Genomic DNA, 24303 nt, shown 5'->3' on the forward strand with positions numbered 1-24303 from the left:
CCTTAAAAACTTCTTATCTGAAAGTCGGAATCATAATTTGATAAATTCCGGCTTACGGTCTTTGAATACAGTATAATATGTAAATCCACAGTCGACAAGAATATCGGCAGCCTTGTCGAAGGCGTAGGAAATTTTGTCCGGACTGTGTGCGTCAGCACCGATCGTGATGATCTCTCCGCCAAGCTGACGGTAGCGGCGAATGATCGCACGGCAGGGATTAGGTTCGCCAAGTCCATAATGGAATCCACCGGTATTCAGCTCGATTCCGCAGCCCCTGGAAATGATCGTTCGCAGGATCTCGTCCAGGATATCCTGGTATCGGCCGTAAGAATACTCTCGGTTCTGATTCGGACCATATCTTACCACATAGTCGATGTGACCGTAAACATCCATTTCGGAAAATACAGCCAGATTTTCCAGGATGGATTCGAAATATTCCATATAACATTCGGATTCTCTGCGGTTCTTAAAAAATTCCTTATAATAAGGATCGTACCCGTGAACTACATGAGAAGACCCGATCACGAAATCAAAAGGAACCGTTTCCAGAAGTTCTCTGAAAGAAGCTTCCAGATGAGGCTGGAGCCCCAGCTCGATCCCATAATGAATCTCCAGTTCTGAACGATATTTATCCCTCAGTGCATAGAGCGTATTCTGATAACCGGCAAGATCCAGCTCAAAAGTTTCGTTATCCGGCGTTGGTGGGTAATCCGGATCCAGATGCTCCGTAAAACAGATGCCATGAAGCCCCCGCCGGATCGCTTCCAGGATCATATCTTCCATGGATGTGTCAGAATCGGCAGAAAAAGAAGAGTGCATATGACAGTCCCATAAGATTTGATTTGACATTTTTTGGCCTCCTTTATATGGACTGCACCTATTATAGCATGAGAAAAGAGTTCGTGCCATGGTTTGATTTCCAATTAAATACATTTTTTATCATGTTTTTTCCAAAATGCACTTGAATTTTTGTACGAGATTCGATACAATATGCAATAGGTTGACGTTTCTTTAACAAACGCCATAAATCAACCATTTAATTCATAGGAGGAATTTATCATGGCAGTAAAAGTTGCAATTAATGGATTTGGCCGTATCGGTCGTCTGGCTTTCCGTCAGATGTTTGGAGCAGAAGGATTTGAAATCGTTGCTATCAACGACCTTACATCCCCGAAAATGCTGGCTCACTTATTAAAATATGATTCAACACAGGGAAGATATGAACTGTGCGACAAAGTAGAAGCTGGTGAAGATTCCATCACAGTTGACGGAAAAGAAATCAAAATCTATGCAAAAGCTAACGCTGCAGAACTTCCTTGGGGAGAAATCGGTGTAGACGTAGTTCTCGAGTGCACAGGTTTCTATACTTCCAAAGACAAAGCTCAGGCTCATATCGATGCAGGTGCTAAACACGTTGTTATTTCCGCTCCGGCTGGAAACGACCTTAAGACAATCGTTTACAATGTAAACCATGAAGGTCTTACAAACGAAGATAAAATCATCTCCGCAGCATCTTGTACAACAAACTGCCTTGCACCAATGGCTAAGGCTCTTAACGATCTTGCACCGATCAAATCCGGTATCATGTGCACAATCCACGCTTACACAGGCGATCAGATGACACTTGACGGACCGCAGAGAAAAGGTGATCTGAGAAGATCCCGTGCAGCTGCAGTTAACATCGTTCCGAACAGCACAGGTGCTGCTAAAGCAATCGGTCTGGTTATTCCGGAACTGAACGGTAAACTTATCGGATCCGCTCAGCGTGTACCAACCCCAACAGGTTCTACAACAATCCTTACAGCAGTAGTTGAAGGAAACGTTACAAAAGAGCAGATCAACGCAGCTATGAAAGCAGCTTCTAATGAATCCTTCGGATACAACGAAGATGAGATCGTATCCAGCGATATCGTTGGTATGAGATTTGGTTCTCTGTTCGATGCTACTCAGACAATGGTTCTGCCACTTGAGAACGGCACAACAGAAGTACAGGTTGTTTCATGGTATGACAACGAAAACTCCTACACAAGCCAGATGGTTCGTACAATCAAACACTTTGGCAAACTTCTTGGAGCATAATTGATCCAATAAGTCAGAGTATGGAGCAGGTTATTGTGACCAAACAATAACGTTATAGACTCAGTCAGGGTCCGGTCTGATTTGGACCGGGCCCATTTTTTATGAATTCGGAGGAACATTAGCATGGGATTAAACAAAAAATCCGTTGATGATATCAATGTAAAAGGCCAGAGAGTTCTGGTAAGATGCGACTTTAACGTACCGCTTCAGGACGGCAGGATCACAGATGAGAACCGTCTGGTAGCAGCTCTTCCTACAATTAAGAAACTGATCGCAGATGGCGGAAAGATCATTCTTTGCTCTCATCTTGGCAAACCGAAGGGAGAACCAAAACCGGAATTATCTCTTGCACCAGTTGCAAAACGTCTCACAGAGCTTCTTGGACAGGAAGTTAAATTCGTTCCGAGTCCGGTTGTTGTTGATGACACTGTAAGAGCAGCAGTAGCTGATATGAAAGACGGAGATGTTATTCTTCTTGAGAATACACGTTACCGTGCAGAAGAAACAAAGAATGGCGAAGAGTTCAGCAAAGAACTTGCTTCCCTTTGTGATGTATTCGTAAATGATGCATTTGGTACAGCTCACAGAGCACACTGCTCCAACGTTGGTGTTACCAAATATGTAGATACAGCTGTAGTTGGATATCTGATGGAAAAAGAAATCGCATTCCTTGGAAATGCAGTAGAAAATCCGGAGAGACCATTCGTAGCTATCCTCGGCGGAGCTAAGGTTTCCAGCAAGATTTCTGTTATCAATAACCTTCTTGACAAGGTTGATACTCTGATTATCGGTGGTGGAATGTCCTATACATTCTCCAAAGCTCTTGGCGGACACATTGGTAATTCCCTCTGCGAGGATGATTATCTTCAGTATGCATTAGATATGCTTAAGAAAGCAGAAGAAAAAGGCGTTAAACTTCTTCTTCCTGTTGACAACAGAATCGGAGATGATTTCTCTAACGACTGCAATATCCAGGTTGTAGACCGTGGATGCATCCCGGATGGCTGGGAAGGAATGGACATCGGACCAAAAACAGAACAGATTTTCTGCGATGCTGTAAAAGATGCCAAGACTGTTGTATGGAACGGACCGATGGGTTGCTTCGAAATGCCGAACTTTGCTCATGGTACAGAAGCAGTTGCAAAAGCTCTTGCTGAAACAGAGGCTACAACTATCATCGGTGGTGGTGATTCCGCAGCAGCTGTTAATATCCTTGGTTATGGTGACAAGATGACTCACATCTCTACAGGTGGCGGAGCATCTCTGGAATTCCTGGAAGGTAAGGAGTTACCGGGCGTAGCAGCAGCTAACGATAAGTAAGAAACAGCGTATATAATCCAGACACTGTGTTAGATGCGGCTCGACGTACCAGCTTTTGTACGACTTTGCCGCATCTGCCTTGTGTCTGAAATCATATCCGCAGTTTCTTGTGAATGAAAATATACATTTTGACTCGTAATTGTGAGGGTACTGAGCAGTTACAAAGTTCGGTGAATTTGAGTACAACTTCATCGAACTTCCTTATAAATAAAAAAGGAGATAATAAAAATGGCAAGAAAGAAAATCATCGCTGGAAACTGGAAAATGAACATGACTCCAAGCGAAGCAGTTAAATTAGTAGAAACTCTGAAACCACTCGTAGCTAACGAAGAAGTTGACGTAGTATTCGGTGTTCCGGCTATCGACATCGTTCCGGTTGTTGAAGCATGCAAAGGAACAAACATTGAAGTAGCAGCAGAGAACATGTACTTCGAAGAAAAAGGTGCATACACAGGCGAGATCGCTCCGGCTATGCTGGTAGACGCTGGTGTTAAATATGTTATCCTTGGACATTCTGAGAGAAGAGATTACTTCGGAGAAACAAACGAAGACGTTAACAAGAAAGTCCTCAAAGCATTTGAGCATGGCATTACACCGATCATGTGCTGTGGAGAATCTCTTGAGCAGAGAGAGCAGGGAATCACAATGGACTGGATCCGTCAGCAGGTTAAAGTTGGCCTTCAGAATGTAACAGCAGACCAGGCTAAAACTATGGTTATCGCTTATGAGCCAATCTGGGCTATCGGAACAGGTAAAACAGCTACAAGCGAGCAGGCTCAGGAAATCTGCAAGGGTATCCGTGAGTGCGTAGCTGAGATCTATGATACAGATACAGCAGAAGCTATCCGTATCCAGTACGGCGGATCTGTAAATGCAGGAAATGCAGCAGAACTGTTTGCTATGGCTGACATCGACGGAGGTCTTGTTGGTGGAGCATCCCTCAAACCAGACTTCGGAAAGATTGTTTGCTACAAATAATCAACAATAAGCTTACAAAGCCGGATATTTCTTACCGTAAGGGAAGAAATATCCGGCTTTTTTGACGCGTACAAATGTCCGTGCTTGACAAATTCCATTTTCTGCCATACTATTAAAAAATAGTGTTACAATATTCCCTGAAAACAGGGACGAGGAGAAAGGAGTCCATTCCAATGGAAAAAAAAGTGATTCGAGCAGCCCTTCTGGGTCTGGGTACGGTAGGAACAGGCGTTTATAAAGTGCTGAAAAGCCAGAAAGAAGAAATGATTCCAAAGCTGGGAAGTGAAATAGAGATCAGTAAAGTCCTGGTGCGTAATCTGGAAAAGGCAGCATCAAAGGTTGAGGATCCAAAGATTCTGACAAACAACTGGGATGATATTGTAAATGATCCAGAGATTGATATTGTGATTGAACTGATCGGAGGCATTGAGCCGGCAAGAACCTATATTTTATCCGCTTTGAATGCAGGAAAGCATGTAGTTTCTGCAAATAAGGATCTGATCGCTGTCCATGGCAAGGAACTTCTGGATGCAGCGGAAGCACATCATGTAGATTTCCTTTTTGAGGCAGCGGTTGCAGGTGGAATTCCGATCATCCGTCCGCTCAAAGAATGTCTGGCCGGCAATCATATGGCTGAAGTCATGGGAATCGTCAATGGAACCACAAACTTTATTCTTACTAAGATGACCCAGGATGGTATGGAATTTAAGGATGCACTGGGTCTGGCAACAGAGCTTGGCTATGCAGAGGCAGATCCGACTGCAGATATTGAGGGTCTTGATGCTGGCCGTAAGGTAGCAATCCTTTCCTCTGTGGCATTTAACTCCAGAGTTGTTTTTGACGATGTATATACGGAGGGAATCACTAAGATCACATCCAAAGATATTAAATATGCAAAAGAAATGGGCTGTGATATCAAGCTTCTTGGAATGGCAAAGAATACCGAAGATGGAATCGAGGCATATGTCTGCCCGATGCTGATTCCGAGTAATCATCCGCTTGCCAGTGTAAATGATTCTTACAATGCTGTTTTTGTAAATGGTGATGCAGTCGAAAACGCAATGTTCTATGGTCGTGGAGCAGGAGAACTGCCGACTGCAAGTGCTGTTGTAGGAGATCTGTTTGATATTGCCAGAAATATCAGTGCTGGCTGCTGTGGACGAATCGGATGTACCTGCTACAAAGAAATCCCTGTAAAGAAAATGGCAGACACTCACAATCGTTATTTCATGCGTCTGATCGTAGAGGATCGCTGTGGTGTGCTGGCTGAGATGACAGCAGTATTTGCAAAATATGGAGTCAGTGTGGCACAGATCATCCAGAAAGCAGCACGCGAAGCGGGCAGTGCCGAGGTTGTTGTAATTACAGCGAAAGTCCGTGAGGGAGATTTCCGTACTGCAATGGAAGAACTGAGTGGAAGAGAGTCTGTACGCAAGATCAGCAGTATGCTTCGTGTTTACGGTGAATAGATAGTATTTTCCGATAAAATCCTTGAAAAAATCTGGATTTTTGGTACTATATAATAGGAAGAAACACATAGATGTATTCTGCAGGAATACAGAGAAATTTATACAATAAAGGAGAATATTATGAGCAAGAAACCAACCGTTTTAATGATCCTGGATGGTTATGGTCTGAATGACAGACATGAGGGAAATGCAATCTACGAAGCAAAAACTCCTGTTATGGATAAATTAATGGAGGAATATCCATTTGTTAAAGGAAATGCCAGTGGACTTGCAGTAGGTCTGCCGGATGGACAGATGGGTAACTCTGAGGTAGGACATATGAATATGGGTGCGGGACGCATCGTATATCAGGAACTTACCAGAATCACCAAAGAAATCAATGATGGAGATTTCTTCAAAAATGAAGCACTTCTTACAGCAATGAAGAATGCAAAAGAAAATAATTCTGCAATCCACTTTATGGGACTTCTTTCCGACGGCGGTGTACACAGCCACAACACTCATCTCTATGCACTGCTTGAGATGGCCAAGAGAGAGGGTCTTACAAAAGTTTATGTACACTGTTTCCTTGACGGACGTGACACACCTCCGGCATCCGGTAAAGAATTTATCGAGCAGCTGGAAGCCAAGATGAAAGAAATCGGTGTTGGTGAGATTGGTGTTGTTTCCGGACGTTATTATGCAATGGACAGAGATAACCGCTGGGATCGTGTAGAACTGGCATACAAAGCACTGACAGCAGGTGAGGGAGTCAAGGGCACAGATGCAGCTGCAGCAGTCCAGACTTCTTATGATAATGACAAGACAGATGAATTTGTTCTTCCGACAGTTATTGAGAAAGACGGCAAACCAGTTGCAACTATTCAGGACAAGGATTCTGTAGTATTCTTTAACTTCCGTCCTGACCGTGCCCGTGAGATCACCAGAGCATTCTGTGATGATGAATTCAAGGGATTTGAGAGAGCTAAGAAACTGGATCTGACTTATGTATGCTTCACAGATTATGATGAAACTATTCAGAACAAGCTGGTTGCATTCCATAAGGTTCAGCTCAAGAATACATTTGGTGAGTATCTTGCAGCACATGATATGACTCAGGTTCGTATTGCTGAAACTGAGAAATATGCACATGTAACCTTCTTCTTTAATGGTGGTGTTGAGGAGCCGAACAAAGGTGAGGACAGAATCCTTGTGAAATCTCCAAAGGTTGCCACCTATGATCTCCAGCCAGAGATGAGTGCACCGGAAGTATGTGACAAACTGGTAGATGCGATCAAGTCCGATAAATATGATGTGATCATCATCAACTTTGCAAACCCGGATATGGTAGGACATACTGGCGTTCAGGCAGCTGCTGTCAAAGCAATTGAGACAGTAGACGGATGTGTTGGAAGAGCAGTAGAAGCACTCAAAGAAGTAGATGGACAGATGTTTATCTGTGCAGACCACGGAAATGCTGAACAGCTTATTGATTATGAGACAGGTGAGCCATGGACAGCACATACAACAAACCCGGTTCCATTTATTCTTGTAAACGCAGATCCGAAATACACTCTGAAAGAGAACGGATGTCTGGCAGATATCATTCCTACACTGATCCAGTTAATGGGAATGGAGCAGCCGGCAGATATGACAGGAGAAAGCCTTCTGGTTGAGAAATAGTGAAATAATAGATAAATATATGCAAGTTCAGACAAAAATTTGTTGAATATGTAAAAACAGAGACGCAGGGTACCAATCAGGTATCCGGCGTCTCTGTGATTTCCGGGAAGAATATGTTGACCGGAAAATTTGTTACTGCGAAGAGTTACGAAAATTCTTAAAAAAAGATAGAATTTAGGATGCAAAAAGGCAGAAGTATGTTATAATAAAAACGCTACCGAAAAACGGAAGCAGTGAGAAATGACAGAAATCATTGTTGATTTGAGGAGTATAGAAATGAGTAGCGAAGAAAAAAAGGGGAGATTGTCGGAAGATGATGTAGGTACCGCAGAAGAGACCACAAACTTTGAAGACAGAATCAATGCAACATTGGACAAAATTCTGGATGATGAGGACGATGAGCTTGATGACATAGTAGTTGATTATGAGGATTCTGGAGAAGCAGAGGAAGACGTTGATAATCTTGACAAAACTATTGAGGTTAGCAAGGATAATGGTGAATTCCAGGAAGACTATGAAAAAACAATAGTATGGAATGGTCCTTCCGAACAGGATTCCGAAGAAGAAATATATGAGGAGCCTGAGGAAGAAGAGGAAAAGCCGATAGTCCGAAACAAACACAAATCCGCAAGACCGGCTCCGGTAATTTATGTTCCTGTGGATGACATTGATCAGGAGGTGCCTGTTCCTGAGAATGTAAAGCAAAACAAAAAACACGGATACAAGGGACTCAGAATTTTTGGACTTTTAGTACTGATGATAGCAGTTCTGGGCGGATGTGCCTATGGTGGAATCAGCTATTATTTTTCAAATCGTTTCTTTGAAGGAACCTGGATCAATGGGATAGACTGCTCACAGAAGACTGCTTATGAAGTAGAAGAGCTTATGAAGGAAAAGCTCAGTGAGTATTCCATCGAGGTTTCATCCAGAGATGTGGCTGCGCAGACGATCAAAGGTGAGGATATTGATTACAAATATATGTCCACAGGAGAAATCCTGCAGCTGCTCAGGAAACAGAAACCGTATGAGTGGGTTAAGGGACTTTATGAACAGAAGAGTTATACGGTAGATGAGAACGTAGGCTACAATAAGACTCTTCTTCAGGAACAGCTGAAATCTCTGAACTGTGCACAGGCTGAGAATCAGACAGAACCTGAGAATGCGTATGTGGCCTTTCAGAACAATGCGTTTGTGATCGTGCCGGAAACAGAGGGCAGCAAGCTTAATATCAAAGAAGCATACAAGGTTCTTAATGCAGCGGTGGAGGCCAATGAGTCTGCTATAGATTTCAGTAATACACCTGAGGTATATGTATCAGCAGCTGTAACCAAGGATGATCCGGAACTTCAGGCGGCACTGGAGGCATGCAACAACTACACGAAGGCAAGTATTACTTATACATTTGGAGATCAGAGTACGACACTTGACGGAAATACGATCAAAGACTGGCTGCAGTTTGATGAGAAGGGGCAGCTGATATGGGATGATAATTCTTTCCAGCAGCATGTTGCAGAATATGTTGCACAGCTTGCAGCAACTTATGACACAGTAGGAACAGAGAGAGAATTCCAGGCAACGAGTGGAAGAACTGTATATGTTTCCAGTTCGGTATATGGATGGAAGATCGATCAGGCAGCAGAGGCTGCTCAGCTCAGTCAGGAAATCCAATCAGGAACACAGACGACCAGAGAACCGATTTATGCTCAGACAGCAAATGCATATGGAGTAAATGATCTTGGAAATACGTACATTGAGGTAGATTTAAGCGAACAGCATATGTACTATTATCAGGATGGTGCAGATATTTTTGAATCTGATTTTGTTTCCGGAAATATGAGTTATGCAGATCGTCAGACACATGCGGGAATCTTTACTTTATATTACAAGAAGAGTCCGGATGTTCTGAGAGGTGGACAGAAGGGAACGGCGAATTATTATGAACAGCCGGTACAATACTGGATGCCATTTGATGGAGGTATCGGATTCCATGATGCGAACTGGAGAGATGATTTTGGCGGTGATATTTATCTGACAAGCGGTTCTCATGGATGTATAAATCTTCCGCCGGAGAATGCAGCAGTGCTGTATGATCTGATTCAGTACGATGTTCCAATCGTATGTTTTTATTAAAAATGACAGGAGAAAATAATGGGAAGATCATTTGATTTTTTACTTGCGGGAGCTGCCCTGATCGTAGGAATTCTGCTTCTGACAGGACATGGAGAGATTTTTCTGAAGGGTGGAAATACACAGCTTCGCAAAGCAAAGTATGACGAAGACAAGATGTCAAAGGGATCCGGAGTGGCACTCATTCTGATTGGTATTATGACATTTATTGATTCTTATACAGAGACCCTGGCGGCGAAACTTATTTATGTCGCACTTTTGATAGTGATCATGGTAGGTCTGGGCTTCTATGTGAAGCTTAAATGTACAAAAACACCGGAAACCAAAGACAAAATTTCAAAAAAGAATAAATAAACAGAACAAGAGCGTGGAAGGCAGTTTTCCACGCTCTTGTTATTACTTCAGGAAAATTTGTTTTAATAATAAAGAGAAACAAGGTCCATTGGTTTCTGAATGACTGCATCTGGGTCAGGAACCTCGCCAAAACCGTAAGATGCAAAAACAAAAGGAACACCGGCCTTGCGGCAGGAAAGAAAATCACCCATGGTGTCACCGACATAGACAGGAGAATTCATATGATAAGTCTGTGCGATCAGGGCAATATTAGATCCCTTGTCCAGTCCATTATCACCATTGCACAGATGCCCCTTGAAATATTTACTGAAACCGGTGGTCTTAAGAAAGACCTCAATATAACCGGCTTCACAGTTGCTTACTATATACAGAGAATATTTTTCAGACAGAAGCTGCAGGGTCTTTTCCAGATCCTCGTAAAGAGGAGCGCATTCTGCAAGAAGTGCTATATGTTCTGCCTGACAGCAGCTGTCTATCAGACGAAGCTGTTCCGTCTCGGAAACATTCGGAAAAATCTGACGGGCAATATCAGGGAGTGGCCGCCCGAACATAGAAGAAAGAAGCTCAGCAGTCAGAGGAATATCCAAATGTTCTTCTTCGCTGAGATAACGTTTCCATGTTTTTGCTATGATTGCTGTAGAATTCCATAAGGTTCCGTCAACATCAAAAATAATACTGTCCATAATAGAGTCCTTTCAGGAAAAATGAAATATAGTTATTGTTAAGCTGACTTCTATTCTATATGGTAAAATTCAAAAAATCAACTGTCTTTTGGCTGGATTTATGTTATACTAATACGGCATATAAGAAAAGACCAGACAGGATGAAAAAATGCTGAATGATATTGTAATTCCATTGACGCAATGGTACAGACAGAATAAGAGAAGCCTTCCGTGGAGAGACAGACATAATGCCTATTATACCTGGGTGTCTGAGATCATGCTGCAGCAGACCAGGGTAGAGGCAGTAAAGCCGTATTTTCAAAGATTTATTGAAGAACTTCCGGATGTGGAAGCACTGGCTGAATGTCCGGAGGAGAAGCTTTTGAAATTGTGGGAAGGACTTGGATATTACAACCGTGTCCGAAATATGCAGCTTGCAGCACAGACGGTTATGCAGGAATATCTTGGAGTATTGCCGGCTTCATACGAGGCACTTCTTTCACTTAAGGGAATTGGAAGCTATACAGCGGGTGCGATCGCATCCATCGCATACGATATTCCGGTTCCGGCGGTGGACGGAAATGTACTTCGTGTGATAACCAGAATTACAGAGAACGATGGGGACATTCTTAAGCAGTCCGTGAAACACAAGATTGAAGAGCAGCTTAAAGAAATCATGCCAGAGGAATCTCCGGGTGATTTCAACCAGGCTCTCATGGAACTGGGAGCGGTTGTCTGCGTGCCGAATGGAGAAGCGAACTGTGAGATATGTCCGGTGTCATTTGCCTGTAAAGCTATGAGACATGGGACGATCGATCATTTTCCTGTAAAGACCCAGAAGAAAGACAGAAAACTGGAAGACAGAACAATTCTGGTGATTCAGGATGGAGAGAAGACGGCAATCCGCAGACGCCCATCGAGGGGACTCCTGGCAGGATTGTATGAATTTCCGAATGTCAGCGGACATCTGTCAAAAGAGGAAACACTGGAAATGATCAGAGAAATGAATCTGGACCCACTGTATATTGAACCTCTTCCGGATGCGAAGCATATATTTTCACATATTGAATGGAGGATGACAGCCTACAGAGTCAGGGTTTCTTCACTGGAAGACAATAACCGTGCAAACCTGCTTTTTGTCAGCAGGAAGCAGTCAGACAGACAATATGCGATTCCATCAGCATTCAGTGCATACACGAGATATATCGAATAAAAGCCGTGGAAAACCACAAAGGAGGAATACCGATGAAAATTTTAAGTATTGCAATTCCGTGTTATAATTCAGAAGCATATATGGAGAAATGTATAGAATCTCTTCTTGTAGGAGGAGAAGATGTTGAGATCCTGGTTGTGAATGACGGATCCTCTGACCGCACTGCAGAGATTGCAGATGCCTATGCAGAGAAATATCCGACAATTGTCAAAGCAATCCATCAGGAGAACGGCGGTCATGGAGAGGCGGTCAATGCAGGTATCCGAAATGCCACAGGACTCTATTTTAAAGTGGTAGACAGTGATGACTGGGTAAATGAGGAGGCATATCACCAGATTCTTAAAACGCTGGAAGAACTGATCCGCGGACCAAAGACAGTAGATCTTCTGATCAGCAATTTTGTATATGAAAAGCAGGGAGCAGACAGAAAGAAAGTTATGCAGTACAGACATTGTCTTCCTGTAAATGAAATTTTTGAATGGAACAGTGTGCATATGTCAAGGGGAAAATATCTCCTGATGCATTCGATGATCTACCGAACCAAATTACTTCACGAATGTGGACTGGAGCTTCCGAAACATACATTCTATGTAGATAATCTGTTTGCATTTGAGCCACTTCCATATGTCAAAAATATGTATTATCTGGATGTGAATTTTTATCGTTATTTTATCGGAAGAGATGATCAGTCAGTAAACGAAAAAGTCATGATCAGAAGAATCGATCAGCAGATCAGAGTAAACAAGCTGATGGCAGATGCATTCCACAGATGTCAGTTCAATAATAAACATCTGAAGAAATATATGCTCAGCTATCTGGATATCATTACAACCGTTTCTTCCATCATGCTGGTGCGTGCCGGAACCCAGGAAGCACTGGACAAGAAAAAAGAACTTATGGAATATATCCGGGAACAGGATCGTTGGCTGTATCACAAACTTCGTTACAGCATTCTGGGACGTGCTGCAAACCTTCCGGGAAAAAGCGGAAGAAAAATGTTCGTGGCTGCCTATAAGGTATGTCAGAAATTTTATGGATTTAACTGAAACAAGCAATATATAAGAAAGGCTTTCGGCAGAATGAGAGAAAATTTTGCCGGAAGCCTTTCGTTATTTCATTATTATGGAAGAATGATCTTTACGGGTTCTTTATCGACAGAAACAGAAAATGTTTCCTGGATTCCGGCGGATTCACCGTCTTTATGTACAGCAAGAGGGACAGAACTGAAAACTTCAACATTCTTGCAGCGGAAAATATGAATTCCGGTGAATTGCGTATGTTTACCAAAAAAAGCAGTTGGAAGACAGCATAGAACCTTAAGTTTACTAAGCCCGTCAACCACGATTACATCAAGATATCCGTCGGATGGATCGGCAGCGGGACAGAATTTGAATCCACCGCCCTCGTATTTCTGATTCATGACCGCAGCAAAATATACCTTCTGAAAAGGATAAATTCGTTCTTCATCCATTCGAAGTGTCACAGGAACCGGTCTCATAAACAACAGTTGTTTCAGAGCGACAAAGAGATATACAAGTTTGCCGAGACCAATATGATTGAGAACCTTTTTCATAGGGGTCACACTGACCTCGTGACATACTGCTGCATCAAATCCGATCCCACAGCTGATCGCAAAGCGGCTTTTGTGCCCCTTAATAGAGATTACAGGGACATCTACGAATGCGATGTGCTTTTTCTTAAGAATACAATCCAATGCCTCATGAGGATCCTGGGGAAGCTTCATGCTGCGGCAGAAGTCGTTTCCGGAACCTGTGGGAATATAGCCGAAATAGATATTTGTCAGATCTTTGACACCGGAAAGAGCCTCCTGGATCGTACCATCACCACCCACGGCGATCAGACAGAGAGGACGATCCGGAGAAGCCTTTTCTGTAAGGGCTGCGGCAAGTTTCACAGCATGACCGCGATATTTGGTAAAAACTGCTTTGTAAGAAATGTGTTTCTGCCTGAGAACCTGTCGAAGTTCTTTCCATATAAGTTCACCTTTCCCCGAACGGGAATTGGGATTAACGATAAAATAGTACATAATATCCTCCAAAATGATTCTTTTTTTATGATAGCATTGTTTCTGGAATTTTACAATCCGGTTTTACCTTTACAAAGATTTAACAGTGAAAAGACTAAAAATTTTACGAAGTCCACGTATACTTGGGAAAGATTGAAAACAGAGAGGTAAAAAAGGATGATTTATTTAGTAGAGGATGACGAGAGTATCCGTGAACTTGTAGTATATACATTAAAGAGTCAGGGAATGGAGGCAAAGGGCTTTGAACGTCCGTCTCAATTCTGGAAGGAACTGGATAAAGAGATCCCTTCGCTGATATTGCTGGATGTCATGCTTCCGGAGGAGGATGGAATTTCCATACTCAAGAAGCTCCGTACAAGACCTGACACCAGAAAGCTTCCAATTATTATGCTGACTGCAAAGGGCAGTGAGTATGATGTTGTGATGGGACTGGACAGTGGAGCTGATGATTATATTCCAAAACCGTTTCGAATGATGGAACTGATCTCCAGGATAAAGGCAGCACTGAGGCGTGCTGAAGATAAAGGAGCAGAGGAATATCGCCTGGAAAATCTCTATGTATCTCCGATGAAGCATGTTGTGATGGTGGATCAGGAACCGGTCAGTCTGACTTTGAAGGAGTACGAGATGCTGTGTCTGTTATTGAAAAACAGTGGAATGGTACTTTCCAGGACACAGCTTCTGAATCAGATCTGGGGATATGAGTTTGATGGTGAAAGCAGGACTGTGGATGTACATATCCGAACCTTACGGCAGAAACTTGGGAGTGCGGGGGATCTGATCGAAACGGTTCGAGGTGTAGGATACAAAATAGGCAAATGAAATGAACAGCAGGATGGAAAGGGAGGATGAAAATCTTCCTTTTTTCTTGTTCAAAACAGAATTTATATGCTATACTCAATACCAGAAAAAACTTCTGAGAGGATTTTGAATAAATGAAATCATTGGTAATCGCGGAGAAACCGTCTGTTGCAAGAGATATTGCAAGGGTTCTCCATTGTAATCAAAAGGGAAACGGAGTTCTGGAAGGGAAGGATTACGCAGTGACCTGGGCACTGGGACATCTGATCACACTGGCTGATCCTGAAGAGTACGACAAGAAGTATATGAAATGGGAGATGCAGACCCTTCCTGTGATGCCGGACAAAATGAAACTGGTCGTCATCCGTCAGACATCCAAACAATATCAGGCTGTAAAGACACAGCTTTTCCGAAAAGACATTGGAGACATCATCATAGCGACAGATGCCGGGAGAGAGGGAGAACTTGTTGCGAGATGGATACTGGACAAAGCAGGATGCCGCAAACCAATCCGGCGACTGTGGATTTCCTCTGTAACCGATAAGGCGATCAGGGACGGATTCCAGAATCTTAAGGATGGAAAAGAGTACAACAATCTGTACAGAGCTGCGGTTGCGAGAGCGGAAGCAGACTGGCTGGTGGGAATCAACGGAACACGGGCACTTACCTGTAAATATAATGCACAGCTTTCCTGCGGACGTGTGCAGACCCCGACACTTGCAATCATAGCAATGAGAGAAGAAGAAATCCGAAACTTTAAACCAAAGGATTATTTTGGAATCTCTGTGCAGGCAGGGGAAGTTCAGTGGACCTGGAAAGATACCAGAAGCGGAAGCTTCCGCACCTTCCAGAAAGAAAAGGCAGAAGAAATCCAAAGAACAGTGCAGAACGGACAGATGGAGATCACTTCAGTTGTCAAAAAGCCAAAGAAGACAATGGCACCGGGACTCTATGATCTGACAACCCTTCAGAGGGAGGCCAACCAGAAATATGGATTCTCTGCCAAGGAAACACTGAATATTATGCAGAGACTTTATGAGAACCACAAGGTTCTGACTTATCCAAGAACCGATTCCCGTTATATCGGAAAAGATGTGGTTCCGACTATTAAAGAAAGACTCAAAGCCTGCGGAACAGGACCATACCGCAAACTGGCAGGTGCATTGCTCAGTAAGCCAATTCATACAAATGGAAGTTTTGTGGACGATAAGAAGGTCAGTGACCATCATGCGATCATTCCGACAGAGCAGTTTGTGCAGTTGGATCATATGACAAACGAAGAACGCAAGATTTATGATATGGTAGTGAGACGTTTCTTAAGTGTTCTCTATCCTCCGTTTGAATATGAACAGACTGCAATGGAAGGACAGGCAGAGGGATATATCTTTGCCGCAAATGGAAAGACGGTTCTGCGTGCAGGCTGGAAAGAAGTTTACGAAGATAATTTCCAGGAAGATGAAGAGACAGAAGAGGAGAAACTTAAGGATCAGAAGCTGCCGGTCTTTGAAAAAGGCCAGAAACTTCGTATCACACAGGTACACATGAATTCCGGAAAGACAAAGGCACCGGCACGTTTTACAGAAGCAACGCTCCTTGCAGCAATGGAGAATCCAGTGAAATATTTGTCCACAAAGGATAAGCAGGCCGCAAAGACTCTGGGAGAGACAGGCGGACTTGGAACGGTGGCTACCAGAGCAGACATCATAGAGAAGTTGTTCCACAGTTTCATGATGGAAAAGAAGGGAAATGAGATTTATCTGACTTCCAAGGCAAAACAGCTTCTGGAATTAGTGCCGGAGGACTTAAAGAAACCGGAGCTGACAGCAGACTGGGAAAAGAAGCTTTCTGATATTTCGAAAGGAAAATTAAGACAGGATACGTTTTTAAGTGATATCCGTGAATATACGAATGAGATCGTCAGTGAGATAAAAACAGGACAGGGAACCTTCCGACATGATAATCTGACGAATAAAGTCTGCCCGAACTGCGGAAAACGTCTTCTCGCAGTCAATGGAAAGAACAGCAAGATGCTTGTGTGTCAGGACAGAGAATGTGGATACCGGGAAACAATTTCCCGAACTACAAATGCACGCTGCCCGAAGTGTCATAAGCGTATGGAAATGCTGGTCAAAGGAAAAGAAGAAACCTTTGTATGTGCCTGCGGATATAAAGAAAAACTGTCTTCTTTCCAGGCAAGACGCGAGAAAGAGGGCGCAGGTGTAAAAAAACGAGATGTTCAGAGATATCTGAAACAGCAGCAAAAAGAAGCAAATGAACCGGTAAACAATGCATTTGCCCAGGCTCTGGCAGGGCTTAAGCTTGACTGAGACAAGATACTATCAGCGAGATAAAGGAGGACAACAGTATGCCTGTATTTGATTTCAGCAACACAACAACAGAGAAAAAAGATCCGGAATGTACTTATACAGTATTCCGCTCCAATGAAACAAACCCGTCACCACAGAAGCCGATCCTTGTACTGGATAACACCAGCCGCCGGTGGAAGCATCATTCCTGTGGCGTGTTTTCAAATCCGAATCAGAAATCTTCTTTTGAATTTAAAGAAGAGGATGGCGTATTTCCGGCAGACATTCTCAAGATAGATGCCCGTTTTGTAAGTCTTGTGAAATGGCTTGGAGAAAACCATATAAGTGTACGATTATCCGGACAGAATACAGAGGATGGATATGCAGTCTATAAGATTCGAGAGACAGCCTTCGGTGGCGGAACTAAGCTCTCGGCAGAGGATGGATTTCTGCAGTTTATGATCGAACGTCTTCTTGCAAGCAATGCGCCGACAGAACTTCCCGAAAATGAAGATGAAGGTGAAGATGGAGATAATATGAAGCTCACCAGTATCCAGAGCATTACAGACTTTATGACCTGCGCAGGAAGAACCATGCCGGACAATATTCGGCTCTGGGCGAGAAGAAATCTTGCAGTAGCCCGTTCTCATGAGGTATCTCAGGAAGAAAGGCGACATGCACAGAGAGCACTGTCTATCATGATGAACATTCAGTGGAAGAATGATTATTTTGAATCGATTGATCCTGTGGAGGCACGCCGTATCCTGGATGAAGAACTTTACGGAATGGAGAAAGTAAAACAGAGAATCATTGAGATGATCATTCAGATCAACCGTACTCATACACTGCCAGCTTATGGCCTTCTTCTTGTAGGCCCGGCTGGAACCGGTAAATCTCAGATCGCATATGCCGTGGCACGTATTCTGAAACTTCCGTGGACAACTCTGGATATGAGTTCCATCAATGATCCGGAACAGCTGACAGGAAGTTCTCGTGTATATGCCAATGCAAAACCGGGAATTATCATGGAGGCATTTTCCATGGCTGGTGAATCTAATCTGGTATTCATCATTAACGAACTGGATAAAGCAACGAATGGAAAGGGAAATGGAAATCCGGCAGATGTACTTCTCACACTTCTGGATAATCTGGGATTTACAGACAACTATATGGAATGTATGGTTCCGACAGTTGGTGTCTATCCAATTGCAACAGCGAATGATAAGGCACAGATCAGTGCACCGCTGATGTCCCGCTTTGCGGTCATTGAACTTCCGGATTATACAGCGGAAGAGAAAAAGGTGATATTCTCCAGATTTGCTCTTCCGAAAGTTTTAAAGAGAATGAATCTGAGAGAGGAGGAGTGTGTGATCGCACCGGATGGACTGGATGCAGTGATCGAGCACTTTGCGGATACGACAGGAATCCGTGATCTGGAACAGGCGGCGGAACACATTGCGGCGCATGCACTGTATCAGATAGAAGTAAATAAGGTGGCATCCGTAACTTTTGATGCTGAGATGGTAAAGAAATTATTTGAGTAGATAATACAGTAACATAAAAACAGGGGCTGTGTAAAGAATACACAGTACCCTGTTTTGTTTTTAGTAAAATACGTCGGTTTTTTGTTCTTATGACTGTAATTCCCGGGAAAGATCAGTGAAAACTTTTAAGCCAGTTTACAAGAGAATCATGCCAGATATTATCATAGACAGTCTTTTTCATCTGATCGGTAACAGGTCCATTGTTTGCCATTCTGGAAAGAATGGACGCCTGCAATTCTTCTACAGTCATGTCTTCCGGAGATTTGTTCGGATCAACCTTTACAGGTTCTTTTTCTTTGGCATTTTCATCGGATGCAGAGACCGCAGCAGTTTCTGATGCTTCCTGTACAGTTTCTTCAACGGAAGATACTTCTTCAGCAGAAGAAATATCAGTTACAGTTTCCTCTGCTTCTGCCTGTTCAGATGTCGGTTCGGAAATTGGAATAACTGGTCTGGAAGCAGTCTCTTTAATCTGTACAGGGGTATATTCAGGCATCTCACAGGCAGGCACCCAGATTTCGCCGCTGTTTCCATGAAGTGTCACATTGATTCGGCCATTTTCTACAGAAACTTTCTGTCCGGTAAGTGTTCCGACATATTCGGCTGCATTTCCGGCAGGAAGATTCATTCCGGCATCATTGTCATCGTTATTTACGGTGACGATCACGCGGATGCCATCAAGATCACGTGCAAATGCAAACTGACGGTTTGTAAGCATAAGTTCTGCATAGCTTCCGTAACTTAAGGCAGGAGTGTTCTGTCTGATCTTTCCAAGTGCAGAAATCAGGGCCGTGCAGGAATTAGTCTTTACTGCATCTGCATAGTCCTTAAGCTCCAGGGCAGGTCTCAGACTATCATCAGAAGATCGTTCCTTGCGTCCTTCAATTCCGAACTCAGAGCCATAATAGATACTTGGAACTCCGGGAAGAGTATAAAGAAGTACATGAACTGGGTTGAAATGCGCTTTATTGGACAGCTTAGTATAGATTCGTTCTACATCATGATTGTCTACGAAGTTGTAAAGATCGAGATTTCCCATATTCTGGAGATATTTCACGGTATGAGCAATCTCAAAATAGTTGTGGTCATTATGTCCGCTGTAAAGAGCTTTGTGAAGCGCGTAGTTTGTAACACTGTGAAGAGTCTCTCCATTTACCCAGCGGCTGTAATCACCATGAATAACTTCACCCATCAGCCAGAAGTCAGGTTTGACTTCCTCGGCAGTACGGCGAAGGGCACGCATGAAATCAAAGTCAAGGACATCGGCAGCATCCAGACGGATTCCGTCGACATCAAACTCAGAAACCCAGTAGCGGATCACATCACAGATATAATTCTGTACTTCAGGATTTCTCTGATTTAACTTGACAAGAAGATTATATCCTCCCCAGTTATCATAGGAAAATCCGTCATTATATTCGTTGTTTCCCCAGAAATTAACGTTACAGTACCAGTTAAGATATCTGGAATGTTCACGATTCTGCTGGATATCTTTGAAAGCGAAGAAATCACGGCCGGTGTGGTTGAATACGCCGTCAAAAATAACTTTGATGTTTTTTTCATGACATGCCTTTACAAAGGCAGTCAGATCTTCGTTGGTTCCAAGACGGGAATCCAGTTTCTTATAATCTGTGGTTTCATATCCGTGTCCGACACTTTCAAAAAGTGGACCAATGTACAGAGCAGTACATCCGATTTCTTTGATGTGATCAATCCAGGGAAGAAGAGTATTCAGACGGTGCACAGGTTCGCTGTAATCATTCTGATTTGGAGCACCCGCAAGGCCTAAAGGATAAATATGATAAAAAATAGCTTCGTTATACCAACTCATGTCTAATCATCTCGTTTCATAGTATTTATGATAAAAAAAAGCATGGGGCTGTCGATAAACGGCAGCCCCTGGGTTTTGCTAATGGTTATGAAATTATAACTGAGGACCAGCAGCAACAAGTGCTTTACCAGCTTCATTTCCTTCATATTTAGCGAAGTTCTTGATGAATCTTGCAGCAAGATCTTTTGCTTTTTCTTCCCACTGAGCAGCATCTGCGTATGTGTCACGTGGGTCAAGGATTCCTGTATCAACGCCTGTAAGTTCTGTAGGAACTTCAAAGTTGAAGTATGGAATTGTCTTGGTAGGAGCGTTGTTGATATCTCCGTTGAGGATAGCATCGATGATACCACGAGTGTCTTTAATGGAGATACGTTTGCCTGTTCCATTCCATCCTGTGTTAACGAGGTAAGCTTTTGCTCCGCTCTGTTCCATTTTCTTAACAAGCTCTTCTGCATATTTTGTTGGGTGCAGTTCCAGGAATGCCTGGCCGAAGCAAGCTGAGAATGTAGGTGTAGGCTCTGTGATTCCACGCTCTGTACCAGCAAGTTTTGCTGTGAATCCGGACAGGAAGTAGTACTGTGTCTGAGCTTCTGTCAGGATAGATACTGGAGGAAGTACGCCAAATGCATCTGCGGACAGGAAGATTACGTTCTTAGCTGCCGGTGCAGAGGAGATCGGGCGAACGATTTTTTCGATGTGGTCGATCGGATAGGAAACACGAGTGTTCTCTGTTACGCTCTTATCGTTGAAGTCAATCTTTCCGTTTGCATCAACTGTTACGTTCTCAAGAAGAGCGTTACGTTTGATTGCATTGTAGATGTCCGGCTCAGAGTCTTTGTCAAGGTTGATAACCTTAGCATAGCATCCGCCTTCAAAGTTGAATACACCGTTGTCATCCCAGCCGTGCTCGTCATCACCGATCAGGAGACGTTTCGGGTCTGTGGAAAGAGTTGTTTTACCTGTTCCGGAAAGTCCGAAGAAGATAGCTGTGTTTTCGCCATTCATGTCTGTGTTAGCAGAGCAGTGCATAGCTGCGATGCCTTTCAGTGGAAGGAAGTAGTTCATCATAGAGAACATACCTTTCTTCATTTCTCCGCCGTACCATGTGTTGATGATAACCTGCTCTTTGGATGTAATGTTGAACATTACAGCTGTTTCAGAGTTGAGGCCAAGTTCTTTGTAGTTTTCAACTTTTGCTTTGGAAGCATTGTATACAACGAAATCTGGCTCAAATGTCTCAAGTTCTTCAGCTGTTGGCTGGATGAACATGTTTGTAACAAAGTGTGCCTGCCATGCAACTTCAACGATGAAACGGATAGCCATACGAGTATCAGCGTTAGCACCGCAGAATGCGTCAACTACGAAAAGTTTCTTGTTGGAAAGTTCTTTCTGAGCAAGTTCTTTACAAGCTGCCCAAGCTTCCTGTGTTGCAGGATGGTTGTCATTCTTGTATTCATCAGAAGTCCACCAAACGGTATCTTTGGAGTTCTCATCCATAACGATGAATTTATCTTTAGGAGAACGTCCTGTATAGATACCTGTCATAACGTTAACAGCGCCAAGTTCTGTTTCCTGTCCTACTTCGAAGCCTTCAAGACCTGCTTTAGTCTCTTCCTCGAATAATACTTCATAAGAAGGATTGTATACAACTTCTGTTGTACCTGTGATGCCATACTTAGTTAAATCGATTTTTGCCATCTTACATTTACCTCTCTTCTTTATTGGAGCCATCTATATGCTGGCTGCTTTAACCTCTAAGAAGTGGAACACTCCGACTTCTCATAGAGATTATTATACATAATTCATCAATAAAAGCAATAAAAAAACAATTAAATTTTGAAAAATGATAATAATTTAACAGTTTGTGACAGCTTATGGAAGCAGAAAATAAAAAAGCAGCTACCGGATGGTGAGCTTCCGGTAGCTGACAGCAAAGTAAATGATTTCCGCGATGGCCGTGATGACCCAGGAAAAAAAGTAAAGAAGATATAATCCCGGGATAGTATGGAAATAAACAAAAACGGTATAGACCCATACAATTCGAAAAACACAGGAACCAAGAATGATAATGATCGTCGGTACAATGGTCTTTCCGATTCCGCGTGATGCTGCAAGTGAAGCGTCCATAAAAGCGGACACAGCATAAGAAAAAGACATGATGCGGATCCTCTGCATCCCCGCTTCGATGACTGCTTCATCGGTGGCAAACAGAGAAAGGAACTGATGCCCAAAAAGAAACAGCAGAAGACCAAGTATGGCGCCGGCAGTAAAAGCATAAAACAGACTTATAAAATAACTCTGGAGTATTCTTTTTTTATTACCTGCACCGAAATTCTGACTGATGAAACTGGAGCATCCGGTGTAAAAGGCATACATGACATTAAAGATCAGTGTGTCTGCATTTGTAGCGGCCGCACTTCCGGAAACCATAACCGTATCAAAAGAGTTGACGCCGACCTGTACAAACAGATTGGCAATCGCAAAAATCGCATTCTGGATCCCGGCCGGAATTCCGATCATCAGAATTGAAACCGCAATGTTTTTGTGTAACCGGATCTTCTTTAAGCTGACATGACATTCATCCCTGCGTCGAAAAAGATGGTTCATGATAAGGGCAGCAGAGACATATTGTGCAATGGCACTGGCGGCCGCAACTCCGGCAGCAGCCATATGAAGAACAATGACAAAAAACAGGTTCAGAATAACATTCAGAACACCTGCAAATGCGAGATAATAAAGCGGACGCCGGGTTTCTCCCCGGGCACTTAAAACGCCGTTGCCGAAGTTATAGATTCCCATTGCAGGAAGTCCGAACGCATAGATCTTAAGATAAAGCGTTGCCTGTTGGAGCAGATCATCCTTGGTGTGCAAAAGCATGAGCATCCATTCTGAAAAGAAGAAACAGACAGTTCCCATCAGCAGTCCCATCAATGCACAGAGCAAAAGGGACGTATGTACGTTTTCTATGGTGAGCTGTTCATCTCTGGCACCAAGTGTGTGTGCAACACAGACATTGACACCACTTCCCATACCGATCAGAAATCCGACAAATAAAGTTACCAGCAGGGTAGTAGAACCGACGGCACCAAGTGCCCTATAATCAGCGAATCTTCCAACGACAGCCACATCACTTAAATTGAACATGACTTCGAGAAGCTGAGAGCACATCAACGGGATGCTGAAAAGAAAAAGATTACGCCACAAAGAGCCCGTCGTCATAGTAATGGAACGGGCTTTTTTCTTTGAATTATCACACATAACACAAACCTCAATATTGATTTTCTCATCTGTTTTTAAGATACCCCAGTATCTGGACTTTGTAAAGAGAATACACAAAAAAGTAAGAGGAAAAAATGCTTTTTGTATTGTGGAAGCGTGCCCAGCAAAGCTGGAGCACACCAGTCGGTGAAAGTCCGACTATGGTAATCACCAGTGAGCAATATAGTCAAATCCGGTGCGTTGTAGTAATACAGGGTACTAAGCGGATGGGTAATGTAGCTTCATAAGAAGTGTTAACAATCATACAGAACGCAATATAAAGTGAATAAAAAATCTGTTGCTTTTCGTCTGAGAGAAGTTCTTTGATGGTCTCATAATAATCCCGGTAGTAGGTTTTTCGTAACTTTTAATGCAGCTTTTGCAGATGGAAGAATAAGAAGCGTCAGTAGACATGGAAAGTGAACTGCGATTAAATGGAATCATGATAACAAAAAAATTATAAAAAACAGAAAAAAATGCAACCAAACAGAAAAAAATACGTTATATATAATAGAAAACATTAATATGGCTCACTGCAAATAATTTATCTGCATAAAAACACTAATATACAGGGGAGAAATGTGATATGGAAGATACACATATTATAAATTTATTTTTAGAAAGATCAGAAGATGCAATTCGCCAGGTAGAA

General features: G+C 42.9%; 18 protein-coding genes. 12 read left to right on the forward strand and 6 right to left on the reverse strand.

Annotation, left to right across the window (positions count from 1 at the left end):
• Positions 1-30: 30 nt before the first annotated feature.
• On the reverse strand, positions 31-849 hold the full coding sequence (locus LIR34_RS04250) for a histidinol-phosphatase HisJ family protein (RefSeq protein ID WP_173902073.1): 819 nt from the start codon (positions 847-849) through the stop codon (positions 31-33).
• 210 nt (positions 850-1059) lie between these two features.
• Between LIR34_RS04250 and gap the strand changes: the two genes are divergently transcribed.
• The 7 genes from gap (at position 1060) to LIR34_RS04285 (ending at position 9989) form a co-directional block, all read left to right on the forward strand.
• Positions 1060-2079, forward strand: coding sequence for a type I glyceraldehyde-3-phosphate dehydrogenase (gene gap / locus LIR34_RS04255; protein WP_161284197.1), 1020 nt, complete (start codon positions 1060-1062; stop codon positions 2077-2079).
• Positions 2080-2202: 123 nt separating this feature from the next.
• Entirely contained in the window at positions 2203-3399 is a 1197-nt protein-coding gene (locus tag LIR34_RS04260; protein ID WP_173902074.1) for a phosphoglycerate kinase, read from the forward strand.
• Between the two features lie 228 nt (positions 3400-3627).
• Positions 3628-4377, forward strand: a complete 750-nt coding sequence (tpiA, locus tag LIR34_RS04265; RefSeq protein WP_161284201.1) for a triose-phosphate isomerase — start codon at positions 3628-3630, stop codon at positions 4375-4377.
• A 173-nt stretch (positions 4378-4550) separates the two neighbouring features.
• The gene (locus LIR34_RS04270; protein ID WP_173902075.1) at positions 4551-5846 is read left to right on the forward strand and encodes a homoserine dehydrogenase; all 1296 of its coding nucleotides are present in this window, start codon (positions 4551-4553) and stop codon (positions 5844-5846) included.
• Positions 5847-5966: 120 nt separating this feature from the next.
• On the forward strand, positions 5967-7508 hold the full coding sequence (gpmI, locus tag LIR34_RS04275) for a 2,3-bisphosphoglycerate-independent phosphoglycerate mutase (protein ID WP_173902076.1): 1542 nt from the start codon (positions 5967-5969) through the stop codon (positions 7506-7508).
• Between the two features lie 276 nt (positions 7509-7784).
• Positions 7785-9638, forward strand: coding sequence for a L,D-transpeptidase family protein (locus LIR34_RS04280; RefSeq protein ID WP_173902077.1), 1854 nt, complete (start codon positions 7785-7787; stop codon positions 9636-9638).
• A gap of 18 nt (positions 9639-9656) precedes the next feature.
• Positions 9657-9989 carry a DUF3784 domain-containing protein gene (locus LIR34_RS04285; protein WP_161284208.1) on the forward strand — a complete coding sequence of 111 codons (333 nt, stop codon included), beginning with the start codon at positions 9657-9659 and terminating at the stop codon, positions 9987-9989.
• Between the two features lie 62 nt (positions 9990-10051).
• Here LIR34_RS04285 and LIR34_RS04290 read toward each other — a convergent pair whose 3' ends face one another.
• On the reverse strand, positions 10052-10672 hold the full coding sequence (locus LIR34_RS04290) for an HAD family hydrolase (RefSeq protein WP_161284210.1): 621 nt from the start codon (positions 10670-10672) through the stop codon (positions 10052-10054).
• A gap of 148 nt (positions 10673-10820) precedes the next feature.
• On the opposite strand from LIR34_RS04290, the gene mutY reads away from it, so the two are divergent.
• Positions 10821-11864: an A/G-specific adenine glycosylase gene (mutY, locus tag LIR34_RS04295; protein WP_161284211.1), complete on the forward strand. Its 1044-nt coding sequence runs from the start codon at positions 10821-10823 to the stop codon at positions 11862-11864.
• 32 nt (positions 11865-11896) lie between these two features.
• Positions 11897-12910: a glycosyltransferase family 2 protein gene (locus LIR34_RS04300; protein ID WP_161284212.1), complete on the forward strand. Its 1014-nt coding sequence runs from the start codon at positions 11897-11899 to the stop codon at positions 12908-12910.
• A 74-nt stretch (positions 12911-12984) separates the two neighbouring features.
• Here LIR34_RS04300 and LIR34_RS04305 read toward each other — a convergent pair whose 3' ends face one another.
• On the reverse strand, positions 12985-13911 hold the full coding sequence (locus LIR34_RS04305; RefSeq protein WP_173902078.1) for a diacylglycerol/lipid kinase family protein: 927 nt from the start codon (positions 13909-13911) through the stop codon (positions 12985-12987).
• Positions 13912-14067: 156 nt separating this feature from the next.
• On the opposite strand from LIR34_RS04305, the gene LIR34_RS04310 reads away from it, so the two are divergent.
• From LIR34_RS04310 to LIR34_RS04320, 3 genes are all read left to right on the forward strand, one after another.
• Entirely contained in the window at positions 14068-14733 is a 666-nt protein-coding gene (locus tag LIR34_RS04310) for a response regulator transcription factor (RefSeq protein WP_161284216.1), read from the forward strand.
• 113 nt (positions 14734-14846) lie between these two features.
• Positions 14847-17039: a DNA topoisomerase III gene (locus LIR34_RS04315; protein WP_173902079.1), complete on the forward strand. Its 2193-nt coding sequence runs from the start codon at positions 14847-14849 to the stop codon at positions 17037-17039.
• Between the two features lie 38 nt (positions 17040-17077).
• Positions 17078-18562 (forward strand): AAA family ATPase, encoded by a 1485-nt coding sequence (locus LIR34_RS04320; protein ID WP_173902080.1) that lies wholly within the window; start codon positions 17078-17080, stop codon positions 18560-18562.
• A 112-nt stretch (positions 18563-18674) separates the two neighbouring features.
• Here the strand turns inward: LIR34_RS04320 and LIR34_RS04325 are convergent, their stop codons facing one another.
• From LIR34_RS04325 to LIR34_RS04335, 3 genes are all read right to left on the reverse strand, one after another.
• On the reverse strand, positions 18675-20393 hold the full coding sequence (locus LIR34_RS04325; protein ID WP_173902081.1) for an alpha-amylase family glycosyl hydrolase: 1719 nt from the start codon (positions 20391-20393) through the stop codon (positions 18675-18677).
• Positions 20394-20486: 93 nt separating this feature from the next.
• Positions 20487-22091 (reverse strand): phosphoenolpyruvate carboxykinase (ATP), encoded by a 1605-nt coding sequence (pckA, locus tag LIR34_RS04330; RefSeq protein WP_173902082.1) that lies wholly within the window; start codon positions 22089-22091, stop codon positions 20487-20489.
• 201 nt (positions 22092-22292) lie between these two features.
• A complete protein-coding gene (locus LIR34_RS04335; RefSeq protein WP_173902083.1) occupies positions 22293-23651 on the reverse strand; it encodes an MATE family efflux transporter in 1359 nt (452 codons plus the stop codon).
• Positions 23652-24303: the final 652 nt, after the last annotated feature.

Source organism: Blautia sp. MSK17_66 (assembly GCF_020538025.1).
Classification (GTDB): domain Bacteria; phylum Bacillota; class Clostridia; order Lachnospirales; family Lachnospiraceae; genus Blautia_A.